This window comes from Novosphingobium sp. MBES04 (genome assembly GCF_000813185.1).
GTDB lineage: Bacteria > Pseudomonadota > Alphaproteobacteria > Sphingomonadales > Sphingomonadaceae > Novosphingobium > Novosphingobium decolorationis.
This window is the reverse complement of the sequence record NZ_DF850488.1, coordinates 930,654-944,775: the sequence shown is the minus strand read 5'-3', so window position 1 is coordinate 944,775 and position 14,122 is coordinate 930,654. Positions and strand designations below refer to the sequence as shown.

Sequence of the window (14,122 nt, the reverse complement as noted above, 5' to 3'; positions counted from 1 at the left end):
TCGAAAAAGGGTCCAAGGCACTTGTCTCTGACAACTCTGGCCGCCGCTGTCGCCACGCAGGCGCACGAACCGATCTACTGGGTCAATCTGGGCCTCAAGAATGGCATCGACCTGGGCTTCTTTACCCTGCGCTATTACTCGCTGGCCTATCTCGCCGGTCTGCTGCTGGCCTATTGGCACATCAGCCGCATGATCCGCGAGCCCGGCGCGCCGATGGCGCAGCGCCATGTCGATGACCTGTTCTTCTACTGCACACTGGGTGTGATCCTGGGCGGGCGGCTGGGCTACGCGACGTTCTATACCGGCGGCGATACCGGCATTCCCAGCCTCTGGCTGCACCCGGGCGAGATGGTGAAGCTCTGGCACGGGGGCATGAGCTTCCACGGCGGGCTTATCGGCGTTACGCTGGCCATGGCCTTCGTGGCCTGGCGCAATGCGCTCAGTCTTGTGCGGGTCGCGGACTATGTCTCTGTCTGCGTGCCTTTCGGCATGTTCTTCGGACGTCTTGCGAACTTCGTGAACGGGGAGCTCTGGGGCCGCGTGGCCGGACCCGAGGTGCCCTGGGCGATGGTCTTTCCCGATGCGCCCGACCAGCTCGCGCGCCATCCCAGCCAGCTTTACGAAGCCGGGCTGGAGGGCCTGATGCTGATCCTCATCATGCTGCCGCTGTTCTGGAAGAGCCGCGCGCGGTTCCGTCCGGGGCTCCTTGTCGGGGTCTTCGTGACCGGCATTGCCTGCGCGCGTTTCATTGTCGAGTTCTACCGTGAACCCGATGCGCAGCTGGCCGAATTTGCGCACCAGACCGGCCTTTCGATGGGCCAGTGGCTGACGATCCCGCTCATCCTGCTGGGTCTTGGCCTGGTCGGGCGGGCGCTGGCACGTCCGGCTCTGGGCACGGCACCGAGCACCAAGGCGGGCCAATGACCGGGGGGGCGAACCTGGACGGCGAGAGCTTGGCCAGCATGTTCCAGCGCCTGATCGCCAACTACGGACCGATTACGCTCCAGCACTACATGGGCGAGGCGAACGCGCGCTACTATGCGGGCAAGGACCCGCTGGGCAGCGCTGGCGACTTCATCACCGCGCCCGAGATCAGCCAGATGTTCGGCGAATTGATCGGGCTGTGGCTGGCTGACATCTGGATCCGCGCCGGGCGCGATCCCGACGTCCACTATGTCGAGCTGGGCCCTGGGCGCGGGACACTGGCCAAGGACGCGCTGCGGGCGATGAAGCGCTATGGCCTGGAGCCGCGCGTGCACTTCGTGGAGACATCGACCACGCTCAAGGACATCCAGCTGGCTGGCGTCCCGCAGGCGCGTTTTCACCATGACCTTTCGAGCCTGCCGAACGACGGGCCGCTGCTGGTCGTGGGCAACGAGTTCCTCGACGCGCTGCCTGTACGCCAGCTGGTGCGCATGGCCGATGGCTGGCGCGAGCGCTGCGTCGACTTTCAGGACGGGCGCTTCCTGCCGGTGGCGGGGACCAAGCCGATGGACGCGGCGATCCCGGCGGAGCTCAAGGACAGCCCCGAAGGTACGCTGATCGAGACTTGCCCGGGCGCCGCGGCGGCGGTCTACGAACTGGCCGGACGGCTCGCCCAGCAGGGCGGGGCGGCGCTGCTGATCGACTATGGCTATGATCAGCCGCGCACCGGCTCGACGCTCCAGGCGCTGCGGGCCCACACCAAGGTCGATCCTTTCACGATGCCGGGCGAGGCCGACCTTACCTGCCATGTCGATTTCGTGACCCTTGCCAATGTCGCGCTTTCGCACGGCTGCAAGCATCTGGGCACGGTGCCGCAGGGCCGCTTCCTGCGCGATCTGGGCATTGAGGCACGCGCGGCCGCGCTCGCCAAGGTTGCGCCCCAGCACGAAGCCGCTTTACATGCGTCCAAGGATCGATTGATCGAGGAGGGCCAGATGGGGGCATTGTTCAAGGTCATGGGGCTTGCTTCGCCGGAGTGGCCCGATGGCGCGAGCTTCTGAGGCGCTGCGCGCGCGGGGCGAACTGGTCTCTACCGCGCCCGACAAGCTTGAGAAGCTGCTGGGCGCACTGGCGTTGGTCATGCTCGCCTTCGTTGCTGCGGCAGTCCTGCGCGGCATGGACGAATGGGGTCGGGTTCCCGGCGTCGTCTGGCTGCACCTTGCGACCATCGTCGTCGCGCTGGTCCTGACGCCGGTCCTCCTGTGGCGCACGCGCGGCACGAAAGGGCACCGCGTGCTGGGCTACACCTGGTGTGCGGCGATGCTCGCGACCGCGATCGACAGCTTCTTCATTCGCCTGCAGCAGCCGGGCCAGCTCAGCCCGATCCACGCGCTCTCGCTGCTGACGTTCGTACTGGTGCCGGTGCTGGTCCTCGCGGCCCGGCGCCACGATGTCTACCGCCACCGCCGCACGGTGCGCGGGCTTATCATCGGGGCGCTCTTGATCGCGGGCTTCTTTACCTTCCCCTTCCACCGCCTGCTGGGTCACTGGCTGTTCGGCTAAGCCGACAGGTCGGCCCTACTCGATGACCCGCACGCGCGGTGTCTCGGGGACCGCGCGCACCGGCACGGCGGAAAGCCAGGCTTCGAGCGCGTCGAGATCGAGCCCGCCAACCGTGGGATCGGTGCCTTCAGACAGGCCGACATAGCCGTCCCCGCCCTGATCGAGGAACGAGTTGACGGTAACCCGGTAGCGCGCGGCGAGGTCGAGCGGCTGGCCGTTGAAGGCGAGCTGCGTGATCCGATCTCCGGCGGGGCGCGTATTGTCGATGGTGTAGGTAAGGGTGGAGGAGGGCACCAGAACGCTGGCAGACGGCGTTGCGCCCACGCCGCTTTCGAGGATCGCCTTGATCTGCGCCCCGGTGAAGCTGCGCGTCATCAGCGTGTTGCCAAAGGGCTGGACGGTGAAGATCTGGCCGAAGGTCACCGCGCCGTCGGCGCCGGGCTCAATGGGCGCGCGCACGCCTGCACTGTTCATGAAGGCGATCTGGGCGCCGCTGCGCGGGTGGCGGCCAGCTGCGAATCGGCGATGAGCTGGTCCACCGGGCCACCCTTGCGGTCTTCTGTCGCATCGGGCCAGTCGCGCGGGGCACCGCCCGAGAGATGGCCGACCGTTCGCTCGGAATAGGCGCTGGCGGCATCGAGATAGCGCCCGACGTACTGCGCGATGTCGGCGCGTGCGGGATAGACAGGGACGAGATCGGTCTGGGCAACGTCCCCGCGCGAGGTCGTGTAGCCCTCCGACTGCACGGGAAGATTGCGCGCGTGGGCGGACACGACACGCTCGGAAGCCGGGTCGATGTCGAGCGTCAGGCGCGTCACCATGCGCCCGTAGGACCCCGCACTCGTCAGGAGGAGCGGGGCGGCGCCCTCGCGCGGCATCTCGCAGATGTAGGCCTGGTGGGTGTGCCCGGAAATCACGACATCGACCTTGGGATCAAGCTTGTCGAGGATGGGCTGGATGTCGCCTGTAAAGCCGTCGCAGGCGTTGGGATCGGAGGTGTCGGCCTGCGCGCCGCCCTGGTGGATGAGGACGATGACGGCATCGGCTCCTTCACGGCGCAGGACCGGGACTGCACGGTTGATCGCCTCGGCCTCGTCGCCGAAGGTCAGCCCCGCGATGCCGCCGGGCGAGACCAGCGAGGGCGTGCCCTTGAGCGTCAGTCCGACAAAGCCCAGCGTCACTTTCGCGGCACCTTCGCCAAAGCTCTTGAGGCCGGTCGCGGGGAACAGCGTGGTGCCGTCCTCGGTGTAAGTGCTGGCCGAAAGGTAGCGGAAGTTGGCGCCTGCGAACTGTTCGAGTTGGCAGGGCTCGCGCTGGGTGTTCTTCTCGCAGCCCCCGTTCTGGACGCGCAGGAGTTCAGCCCGGCCCCGGTCGAATTCGTGGTTGCCCACCGCGTTGAAGTCGAGCCCGATGCGGTTCATCACCCCGATGCTCGGCTCGTCGAGGAAGAGCGAGGAGGCAAGCGGCGAGGCCGAGATGAGATCGCCCGCCGAGACGGTGGCGGAATAGCGAAATTCCTCGCGCAGGGCATCGAGCGCACTTGCCAGATGGGCTGCGCCGCCCGCCGGGACCTTGACCGTACCGCCCTGACCGTCGGGCCAGCTGACCGTGGCCTTGGGAGCGGCGATGTTGCCGTGGAAATCGTTGAAGGCGAGGATGCCGACCTCGACCGGGGGCTGCGTCTTCGGGGAGGAGACAGAAGTCCCCTGCGGCGTGGCGCAGGCGGCCAGCAGCGGGGCGAGAAGGGCGGCGGCGCACAGCGCACGCGTGCGCGTCGAAAGGCGGGTCATGGGGCTTCTATCCAGTGGGACGATGACGGGAAAGTGACGAAAATTCAACGCGCGCCGGCTTCGAGCGCGTGCATGTCGTCGTCGGAAAGGCCGAAGTGGTGGCCGACCTCGTGGATGACGACATGGGTGACAAGGTCTTCGAGGTTCACCCCCGTCTCGCACCATTCGGCGAGGAGCGGCTGGCGGTAGAGGGTGATGCGTGGGCGCAGCTCCCCGCCGGTCCAGATGCTCTCATCGCCCAGCGGATGGCCGTGGTAGAGGCCGGTCAGGTCGAACGGCTCGCTAAGGCCGACGGCCTGCAGCGTCTCGGCATCGGCAAACTCCTCGATGTGGACGGTGATGCCCTCGAGGTGCTCTGCGAAGGGGGCGGGGATGCGGGTGAAGGCAGCCAGCGCCATCGCCTCGAACTGCGCGGGGCTCGGGGCGGGTCCGATGCGATGGGGCATGGCCGGTGTCCTTTCCTGTTCGGGCTTACTCGCCGAGGATGCGCGCGATGCCCGCGGCGGTCTCGGGGTGGTAGGTGGGACGCGCCGTCGCGAAGATCGCGCGCGCCTTGTCCGGGCCCCATCCCTCCTGCTGCATCAGGCGCTGGTAGATCGGGTAGACCAGCAGCCCGCGCCCGATCCGCCCGACGAATTCGGCCATGGCCGGGAACGCAGGCTCGTAGCGGTTGACGATGGCCAGCTCGAACCAGGCCGATTGAACGTAGGCGTTCTCCGAATTGGAGAGCGTGAGCCCTTCGTCCAGTTCGCGCAGGCGCTCCTGGCTGAGCTCGCGCGGCAGGCCGTTGAGGAAGCGCAGCCACTGCTGTGTGCTCCACCCCTGTGTGCCGATGGCGCTGACCGGGCCGCCCGCTTCAAAGCCACTCAGCAGCTCGTCGACCTGTGCGAGGGTCGTGCTCTTCACGTGGACCGCGTTGTCGGGAACGCCCGCTCCATAGGCCCAGCGGTCAAGCTGAAGTGCCAGTTCGGTGTCGGGCTTGTCCTTCAGCATCCGTTCGCGCAGGTCGGCGAGGAAGCCGGCGGTCGTCTGCGGCTGGAAGGCGTGGCGGTCGAAGTAGGAGGTGAGGTAGGCGTCCCAGGCCTTCCGGCCGAGGCGGGTTTCCAGCATGCGCAGGAAGTTCGACCCCTTGGTGTAGTCCAGTTCGCCCTCGCCGGGATTGCCGTGGAGGCGCGAAGGCGCCGCCGTCATGCCCGGCTTCATCGCATCGCCCATGGCAGCGATGTCGCGCATCATCGAATCCCAGTCGAGATCGGCGTACATTGCGGCGCGCTCCTTGCCGTAGAGCGCTTCCATGATGCGGTTCTCGAAGTAGGTGGTGAAGCCTTCGTTGAGCCACGAATCCGACCAGGTCGCGTTGGTGACGAGGTTGCCCGACCAGGAGTGCGCCAGTTCGTGCGCGACGACGTCGGTGTTCGAGCGGTCGCCGGTGACGATGGTGGGCGTCAGGAAGGTGAGCATGGGGTTTTCCATGCCGCCGTACGGGAAGGCGGGCGGGAGCAGCAGCATGTCGTAGCGGCCCCAGCGGTAGGGGCCGTAGAGTGCGCTCGCCGCATCGATCATCTTTTCGACATCGGCGAATTCGTAGGCGGCCTTCTCCAGCATCGGCGCCTCGGTCCACACGCCCGAACGGGGCCCAAGCGACTTGAACTTGAGGTCGCCCACGGCAAAGGCGATGAGGTAGGGTGGGACCGGCTTGTCCATGCGAAAACGGAAGGCGCGGCGCCCGTCGGGCAGAGCCTCGCCGGTGTCGCCCGAGAGCTTTTCGGCGCTCATCACCGCGACAAGGTTGCCCGGCACGCGCAGGGTGGCGTCCCAGGTCTGGCGGATGCCGGGGCTGTCCTGGGTAGGCACCCAGGAGCGGTTGTGGATCGCCTGGCCCTGGCTGTAGAGGTAGGGCTGCGTCTTTCCGAAGGTCATCTCGGGCGGCAGCCACTGGAGCGCGGATGCCTTGGGCGAGGTGCGGTAGGTGACGCGCACCTGCTTCGCGCCGTCCAGCTGGACGGTGAGAGCCGCGCCCAGCTCGTCGTTGTCAGGCTTACCCAGCGTATAGGCAAGCGGCGTGCCCTTGCCGTCGGTGACAGAGGCAATCGTCATGTCCTTGACGTCGAGCACGATCTCCCTGGCATCGGCGTCGGCCAGCACGTCGAGCGTGGCCGTTCCGGCGAGCGTCTTGCTGGCGAAATCGACGTCGAGATCGAGCGAGACGTGGGTCACGCGCGCGGCTTCCGGCTCGGCATGGGTCCAGACATCACGCGCCTCGGTCGTGGTCAGGATCGGGGCGGGGGCATTGGCCTCGCGCGCATTCGCCGCCAGGGCCGGGGTACTGAGAAGAGGGGCGGTCCCGGCGAGGAGGACACCGAGCAGGGAGGGGGCAAGAAGTTTACGCATCGCGGCAACTTATTGTCGCGTGTCGGATTGCGCAAGCGGCACGGATACGGGGTTCCCGTTAGGGCGTGACCTGAGGTGCCCGGCTCAGCTGCGGGACCTTTGCGGGACCGTCAGCGTAAAGTGCAGGCCTTCCGGGGCGTAGAGAAGCGCGCTCGTCCCGCCAAAATCGCCCGGAAGCATGCGCTCCAGAATTTGCGTGCCGAACCCGCGCCGGGTGGGTGGGGTAACCTCGGGGCCGCCCCGCTCGTGCCAACTGAGCACGAAGGGCAGGTCCCGGCCTCCGGTCCAGCTGAGCGCCACATGGCCTTCGTCCCGGCTCAAGGCCCCGTACTTGGCGGCGTTGGTCGCGAGCTCATGGATGGCCAGCGCAAGCGAGAGTGTCTGGCGCCCGGTCACGACACGGCGCGGGCCGGACAGCGCGATGCGGCCTGGACGGTCGATGTGGGGCGCCAGGATGTGCTCCAGGATCGTCTTCACATCGGCCTCGCGCCAGTCGGTGCGGATGAGTACGTCGTGGGTGCGAGCCATGGCCTGAAGGCGGCTTTCCAGGCGGATGCGGGCCTCGGCCAGCGAGATGTCGCCGCGCAGCGTCTGGGCGGCGATAGCCTGCGCGACCGAGAGCGCGTTCTTGACGCGGTGGACGAGTTCCTGCGCGACCACCTCGGCCTGTTGGCGCGCGAGTACGGCACCGGTGGTCTCGATCACGGTGTCGAGCATGCCGACCACGGTGCCGCGCTCGTCGCGCACCGGGCCGTAGCAGAAGGTGAACCACGCGTTCTCGGGCGCACCCTGGCGCTCCACCACGAGGGGAAAGTCCTCGATGTAGGTCGGCTCGCCTGCAAAGGCCCGGTCGGCGATGGGGCCGATCGTCGGCCAGGCTTCGGCCCAGACCGTGCTGAAAGGGAGCCCCAGCGCCGGGGGCTTGTTGCCCAGGATCGGCAGGAATGCATCGTTGGGAATGGTGGTGAGGTGCTCACCCCAGACCACGCACTGGGGAAAGCGCGAGGCGAGCACGGTGGCCACTGTGCTCTTGAGCGTGGCGGACCATCCCTCGGGCGGGCCGAGGGGATGGTCTGTCCAGTCGTGGGTGCGTATCGCTTCGGCCATACGGCCGCCGCCTGGCAGGAACTTCAGCATGGCACCGCCCGGAGGGCCAGCACCATGCCGGTGATCGTCCGCCGGATCGGCGGCGGATCAGATATCAAGATTGGCGACGTTGAGCGCGTTTTCCTGGATGAAGTCGCGGCGCGGTTCGACCACGTCGCCCATCAGGCGCGTAAAGATCTCGTCGGTCACGTCGGCATCCTCGACCTTGACCTGGAGCAGGGCGCGGTTCTCGGGGTCGAGCGTGGTTTCCCAGAGCTGCTCGGCGTTCATCTCGCCAAGGCCCTTGTAGCGCTGGATCGAAAGGCCCTTGCGCCCGGCCGCGAGCACCTTTTCGAGGAGCTGGCTGGGGCGCGCGATGGCATCGGCATCGGCGGTGGGGCGCTGGGCTTCCTCCTCGCCCTCGGTCTCGCCATCGTCGGCCGAGACGGCGGTGGCACGCACCAGACGGCTGACCGCGGAATAGACATCGGCGTGCTCGGCCGCGAGCTTGGCCAGCTTGCGCGCTTCGGCGCTGGTGAGGAAGGCGGCTTCGATCTTGTGGTTGTCGGTCACGCCGCGCCACACGCGGTTGATGTCGAGCGCGCCGCCCTCGGTCGGGGTGACGCTCCACCTGGCTTCGCTGTCGGCGAACTCAAGCCATTCGGCGGTCTTCTTGTAGGCTGCGGCGCGTTCCTCGGTCGAAAGATCGGGCGCGAAGGCTCCGGCCAGCGCGAGCGCCTCGATGATCGAGGCGTTGTAGCGGCGCGGCACGAAGGCCATGAGGTTGCGCATGCGGATCGCGTGTTCGACCAGGCTTTCCAGGTCCTGGCCCGTGCGCGCACCGCCGGCGGTCTCCAGCACACGGCCATTGAGGCCGGCCTCGACGAGGTAGCGGTCGAGCGCGGCGTTGTCCTTGAGATAGACCTCGCTGCGGCCCTTGGCGACCTTGTAGAGCGGGGGCTGCGCGATGAAGAGGTGCCCGGAGCGGATGATCTCGGGCATCTGGCGATGGAAGAACGTCAGGAGCAGGGTGCGGATGTGCGCGCCGTCGACGTCGGCGTCGGTCATGATGACGATCTTGTGGTAGCGCAGCTTTTCCAGGTTGAAGTCGTCGCGGATGCCCGTGCCCATGGCCTGGATCAGCGTGCCCACTTCCTTGGAGGAGATGATGCGGTCGAAGCGCGCGCGCTCGACGTTGAGGATCTTGCCCTTCAGGGGAAGGATGGCCTGCGTCTTGCGGTCGCGGCCCTGCTTGGCCGAACCACCTGCGGAATCGCCCTCGACCAGGAACAGTTCGCACAGCGAGGGATCGCGTTCCTGACAGTCGGCAAGCTTGCCGGGCAGGCTGGCAATGTCCATCACGCCCTTGCGGCGGGTCAGTTCACGTGCGCGCTTGGCGGCCTCGCGCGCGGCGGCCGCGTCGATGACCTTCTGGATGATGGCCTTGGCGGTGGCCGGGTTTTCCTCGAGCCATTCGACCATCTTTTCGCTCATCAGGCTTTCGAGCGGCTGGCGCACTTCGGAGGAGACCAGCTTGTCCTTGGTCTGGCTGGAGAACTTTGGGTCGGGCAGCTTGACCGAGACGATCGCGGTGAGGCCCTCGCGCATGTCGTCGCCCGACAGCGTGACCTTCTCCTTCTTCAGCAGCCCCGCGCGCTCGGCATAGCCGTTCAAGGTGCGCGTCAGCGCAGCGCGGAAGGCGGCGAGGTGGGTGCCGCCGTCGCGCTGGGGGATGTTGTTGGTGAAGGTGAGGACGTTCTCGTAGTACGAATCGTTCCACTGCAGCGCGACCTCGATGCCGATGCCGTCCTTGTCCGCGGTGATCGCGATGGGCGCTTCCATCAGCGCGCTCTTGGTGCGGTCGAGGTACTGCACGAAGGCGCCGATGCCGCCTTCATAGTAGAGGTCGTGTTCGCCCACGTCTTCGCCGCGCAGGTCGCGCAGCAGGATGCGCACGCCCGAGTTGAGGAAGGCGAGCTCGCGGTAGCGGCGTTCGAGCTTCTCGAAATCGAACTCGGTGACGTTCTTGAACGTCTCATGGCTGGCCTGGAAGGTCACGCGCGTGCCCTTCTTGAAGCCGTTTTCGTCGGGGTTGCGCTCGACCTTGGGCGCATCGCCCTTGACGATGAGAGGGGCCACCGCGTCGCCATGCTCGAAGCGCATCCAGTGCTCCTTGCCGTCGCGCCAGATGGTGAGTTCGAGCCATTCCGAGAGCGCGTTCACCACCGAGACGCCCACGCCGTGGAGGCCGCCCGAGACCTTGTAGGCGTTGTCGTCCGAGGTGTTCTCGAACTTGCCGCCCGCGTGGAGCTGGGTCATGATGACCTCGGCCGCCGAGACGCCTTCTTCCTTGTGCATGTCGACCGGGATGCCGCGGCCGTTGTCTTCCACCGAAACCGAACCGTCGGCGTTGAGCTCGATCAGGACGAGGTCGCAGTGGCCTGCGAGCGCCTCGTCGATCGCGTTGTCCGAGACCTCGAAGACCATGTGGTGCAGGCCCGAGCCATCGTCGGTGTCGCCGATGTACATGCCCGGACGCTTGCGGACTGCGTCCAGCCCCTTGAGGACCTTGATCGAATCCGCGCCGTAGGCGTTGCTGTTCTTCTGGTTTTCGGGATCGGTAGCCATGTTTCCGGCTATAGCATCGCGGCGGTCAAACCCAAGCAAAACCGCAATCCGGGGGCTGTCCTTATCCACAAGGCAGCGGCGGGGTGTGGGTCAGGTGCCGAGCCATGGCGCCATTCCATGGAAAAAGGGCGGCCCTTGCGAGGCCGCCCGTTGGTGGTTGTGTCCGGCTTTCGCGGCGCGGCGGCCACGTGGTGGCCGGGGCGTGTCCTCAGGCCAGGGTGAGCGCAAATCCCAGCGCACAGATCCCGAGCGCTGCGGCAAAGCCGATCGACTTTTCGACAAGTGTCATGACATCCTCCTCAAGATTTCCCAAAAGTGGCCGGTTTTCCCGGCTCGCCAGCAACACTACGCCACTTGACAGCAACGAACAAGGCGAGGGGCGCATCGCCACGACGTTCTTTGGTCTAATATGCGCGGCATACAATCACTGGCCAATCACTGGGTAATCACGGGACAATCACGAGGTGGCGGCCCGGGTAGCGTGGCCTCGCTCTTCGGCGGCAACCGGCGGTTTGCGGCCTGCAGAAAGTTCCTTTTGCGCGTTCGGAGTGTCTGGACAGCGCGGGCGCGCCCGACTATCGGCCAGCCATGAGCATCCAGACCACTGAATCGGTCCTGATTGTCGATTTCGGCAGCCAGGTGACCCAGCTGATCGCACGCCGCGTCCGCGAAGCGGGCGTCTATTCCGAGATCGCCCCGTTCACCAACGCGGCGGAAGCCTTCGAACGCATGAAGCCGGTGGGGATCATCCTCTCGGGCTCGCCCGCTTCGGTCCTCGATGAGGACGGCCCGCGCATTCCCGATGTGATCCTCGAGAGCGGCCTGCCGATCCTGGGCATCTGCTATGGCCAGCAGTCGCTCACCCACCAGCTTGGCGGCGAAGTGACGCTGGGCGATTCGGGTGAGTTCGGCCGGGCCTTCATCGAAATCCAGGACGAGTGCGCGCTCTTCGACGGTCTCTGGAAGGTCGGCGAGAAGCACCAGGTCTGGATGAGCCACGGCGACAAGGTGACCAAGCTCGCCGACGGCTTCCGCCCGGTGGCCTCTTCGGCCGGCGCGCCCTTCGCGGTGATCGCCAACGACGAGAAGCGCATCTACGCGATGCAGTTCCACCCCGAAGTCGTGCACACGCCCGACGGCGGCAAGCTGCTCAAGAACTTCGTGCGCCACGTGTGCGGCCTCTCGGGCGACTGGACCATGGCGGAATTCCGCAAGGCCAAGATCGACGAGATCCGCGAGCAGGTCGGCGACAAGCGCGTGATCTGCGGGCTTTCGGGCGGCGTCGATTCGGCCGTGGCCGCCGTCCTCATCCACGAGGCGATCGGTGACCAGCTGACCTGTGTCTTCGTCGACCACGGCCTCATGCGCATGGGCGAGGCCGAGCAGGTCGTCTCGCTGTTCCGCGGCGCCTACCAGATCCCGCTGGTCCACGTCGACGCCTCGACGTTGTTCCTCAAGGGCCTCGAGGGCGTCACCGACCCTGAGAAGAAGCGCAAGTTCATCGGCAAGACCTTCATCGACGTCTTCGAGGACGAGGCGAAGAAGATCGGCGGCGCCGAGTTCCTGGCCCAGGGGACGCTCTACCCCGACGTCATCGAATCGGTTTCCTTCACCGGCGGCCCTTCGGTCACGATCAAGAGCCACCACAACGTGGGCGGCCTGCCCGAGCGCATGGACATGAAGCTGGTCGAGCCGCTGCGCGAGCTCTTCAAGGACGAAGTGCGCGAGCTGGGCCGTGAGCTGGGCCTGCCTGAGATCTTCGTGGGCCGTCACCCCTTCCCGGGGCCGGGCCTTGCGATCCGCATCCCGGGCGAAGTCAGCCGCGAGAAGGCCGACATCCTGCGCAAGGCGGATGCGATCTACCTCGAGGAAATCCGCAGCGCGGGTCTCTACGACGCGATCTGGCAGGCCTTCGCCGTGCTGCTTCCAGTCAAGACCGTGGGCGTGATGGGCGACGGGCGCACCTACGACAATGTCTGTGCCCTGCGCGCGGTGACCTCCACCGACGGCATGACCGCCGACATCTACCCCTTCGACGCCGCGTTCCTGAGCCGGGTCGCCACCCGTATCATCAACGAGGTGAAGGGCATCAACCGCGTGGTCTACGACTACACCTCGAAGCCCCCGGGCACGATCGAGTGGGAATGATCGGCAAGGCCGAGCCTGCGCGCTGAAGCGCTTGGGCTTGCCACCGACGACAATTACGAAAAAGGCCGCCGCTGCAGGTTCGCAGCGGCGGCCTTTTTCGTTGGGAGGTAGAGAGAAGGAGGGGCTCAGGCCATCGTCGCTTCGCGGCGGCGCTTCCAGGCGGTCACCGCAAAGGTCGCGATGAGCGTGCCCAGGCCGACCGTGGCGATGAGCGTGCCCATCGGGCGCGGGGTGCCGTCGGCCATCCAGCCAAGGAGGGCGGTGGCAAAGACGCCGCTGCCGAACTGCATTGCGCCCACCAGCGCCGAGGTGGCGCCGGCGCGCTCGGGATGGGCGTCCATGGCACCGGCCACGATGTTGGCGATGAAGATGCCGTTGCCCGACATGAACAGGAGAAGCGCAATGACGAGGCCGGGAAGGCCGCCAAGGTCCGTATAGGTCGTCGCCAGCGTTGCCAGGCTCGCCGCGCCGATGAGGAGCGCGCCCATGCGTGCCATGCGCTCGCTGCCCAGGCGCATCACGAGGCGCGAGTTGGCAAAGCCGAGCGCCATCTGCCCGAAGATGCCAAGCGAGAACAGCAGTCCATAGGCCCGCGCATCGACGTTGTAGTATTCGATGTAGGCGAAGGGCGATCCGCCGACATAGGTGTAGATCCCGGCGTAATAGAACCCGCCCGCAATCCCGTAACCCAGCACCACGGGATCCTTGAGGAGCGTCCAGTAAACCCCGAAGGAACGGGCGAGCGGTGTGTGGTTGCGGCGCTCGGTCGGGAGCGTTTCGGGCAGGCGCAGTACGGCCAGGAACATGGCCGCGCTCACCGCCACGAGCAGCCAGAAGGAGAGGTGCCACGATCCAAAGCGCAGCAGTTGCCCGCCGATCAGCGGCCCCAGCAGCGGCGCCACGCCCATGATGAGCATCAGGATCGAGAGCATCTGTGCGGCCTTGTCGCGGCTGTGCAGGTCGCGCACCATGGCGCGGGCGAGCACGGGCCCCGCGCAGGCACCAAGGGCCTGGACCACGCGCCAGCCCAGCAGCTGGGGAAGCGTATCCGCAAGCGCGCAACCCGCCGATCCCACCATGAACAGGGCAAGCCCGGCCAAGACTGGGCCGCGCCGTCCAAGCCGGTCGCCGATCGGCCCCCACAGGATCTGCCCCAGGCTGAAGCCGATGAGGAAAGTGGAGAGGGTCAGCTCCACCCCGCGTCCGAACTCGCCCTTCATGTCGGGAAGAGCGGGCAGGTAGATGTCGGTGGACAGCGAGGCAAAGGCCATGAGCCCGGCCAGCGTGGCCGTGATCGCGGCGCCGGAGGGGCGGTGAGGCGCGGCGGCCGCAGCGGTGGACTTGGGGGAATCGGGGCGCATGATGGGCAGATAGGGCTTGAGCCCCCTGTTTGTTAAGTCCGCCGCTCTTTCACCGCAACGTTGAGATCACTTCATTTTGCGCGCTCGCGCGCGGGGGGTAGGCGGGTGGAAATTCGCAGGTGACCTTGTTGGTGTGCGGCGAGGGTAAAGCCGCCTTCGATTGTGAGGTGAATTCTTCTCATCGCGCCGTGTACCGGGCTGGGGCGACGTCAGGGGAACCGCAGGCGCCGC

Annotated in this window: 11 protein-coding genes; 4 read left to right on the top strand and 7 right to left on the bottom strand. The window is 66.7% G+C overall.

The features are described 5' to 3' along the window. The first annotated feature begins 21 nt into the window (after window positions 1-21). The 3 genes from lgt to MBENS4_RS04185 are packed head-to-tail and all read left to right on the top strand — an operon-like array spanning window position 22 to window position 2,487. Complete coding sequence (gene lgt, locus MBENS4_RS04195; protein WP_039388974.1) at window positions 22-924, top strand: prolipoprotein diacylglyceryl transferase; 903 nt, start codon at window positions 22-24, stop codon at window positions 922-924. After that, the gene (locus MBENS4_RS04190; protein ID WP_039388972.1) at window positions 921-1,985 is read left to right on the top strand and encodes a class I SAM-dependent methyltransferase; all 1,065 of its coding nucleotides are present in this window, start codon (window positions 921-923) and stop codon (window positions 1,983-1,985) included. The genes lgt and MBENS4_RS04190 overlap by 4 nt, the downstream gene beginning before the upstream one ends. Next, window positions 1,969-2,487: a DUF2306 domain-containing protein gene (locus MBENS4_RS04185; protein ID WP_039388970.1), complete on the top strand. Its 519-nt coding sequence runs from the start codon at window positions 1,969-1,971 to the stop codon at window positions 2,485-2,487. Before MBENS4_RS04190 ends, MBENS4_RS04185 begins: the two co-directional genes overlap by 17 nt. Window positions 2,488-2,502: 15 nt before the next feature. Here MBENS4_RS04185 and MBENS4_RS26385 read toward each other — a convergent pair whose 3' ends face one another. From MBENS4_RS26385 to gyrB, 6 genes are all read right to left on the bottom strand, one after another. Next, the gene (locus tag MBENS4_RS26385) at window positions 2,503-2,961 is read right to left on the bottom strand and encodes a 5'-nucleotidase C-terminal domain-containing protein (protein WP_242404769.1); all 459 of its coding nucleotides are present in this window, start codon (window positions 2,959-2,961) and stop codon (window positions 2,503-2,505) included. Continuing rightward, window positions 2,958-4,277 carry a metallophosphoesterase gene (locus MBENS4_RS04180; RefSeq protein ID WP_242404768.1) on the bottom strand — a complete coding sequence of 440 codons (1,320 nt, stop codon included), beginning with the start codon at window positions 4,275-4,277 and terminating at the stop codon, window positions 2,958-2,960. Before MBENS4_RS04180 ends, MBENS4_RS26385 begins: the two co-directional genes overlap by 4 nt. A 44-nt stretch (window positions 4,278-4,321) precedes the next feature. Continuing rightward, window positions 4,322-4,723 (bottom strand): metallopeptidase family protein, encoded by a 402-nt coding sequence (locus MBENS4_RS04175; RefSeq protein ID WP_039388969.1) that lies wholly within the window; start codon window positions 4,721-4,723, stop codon window positions 4,322-4,324. 25 nt (window positions 4,724-4,748) lie between these two features. After that, complete coding sequence (locus MBENS4_RS04170; RefSeq protein WP_039388967.1) at window positions 4,749-6,668, bottom strand: M1 family metallopeptidase; 1,920 nt, start codon at window positions 6,666-6,668, stop codon at window positions 4,749-4,751. A gap of 84 nt (window positions 6,669-6,752) precedes the next feature. Beyond that, window positions 6,753-7,775 (bottom strand): sensor histidine kinase, encoded by a 1,023-nt coding sequence (locus MBENS4_RS04165; RefSeq protein WP_199904338.1) that lies wholly within the window; start codon window positions 7,773-7,775, stop codon window positions 6,753-6,755. Window positions 7,776-7,862: 87 nt separating this feature from the next. Then, the gene (gyrB, locus tag MBENS4_RS04160) at window positions 7,863-10,382 is read right to left on the bottom strand and encodes a DNA topoisomerase (ATP-hydrolyzing) subunit B (RefSeq protein ID WP_039388963.1); all 2,520 of its coding nucleotides are present in this window, start codon (window positions 10,380-10,382) and stop codon (window positions 7,863-7,865) included. A 588-nt stretch (window positions 10,383-10,970) separates the two neighbouring features. Here gyrB and guaA point away from each other — a divergent pair. Continuing rightward, on the top strand, window positions 10,971-12,530 hold the full coding sequence (gene guaA / locus MBENS4_RS04155) for a glutamine-hydrolyzing GMP synthase (RefSeq protein ID WP_039388961.1): 1,560 nt from the start codon (window positions 10,971-10,973) through the stop codon (window positions 12,528-12,530). Window positions 12,531-12,655: 125 nt separating this feature from the next. Here the strand turns inward: guaA and MBENS4_RS04150 are convergent, their stop codons facing one another. Then, window positions 12,656-13,891 carry a multidrug effflux MFS transporter gene (locus MBENS4_RS04150; protein ID WP_052321988.1) on the bottom strand — a complete coding sequence of 412 codons (1,236 nt, stop codon included), beginning with the start codon at window positions 13,889-13,891 and terminating at the stop codon, window positions 12,656-12,658. Between the last annotated feature and the right edge of the window lie 231 nt (window positions 13,892-14,122).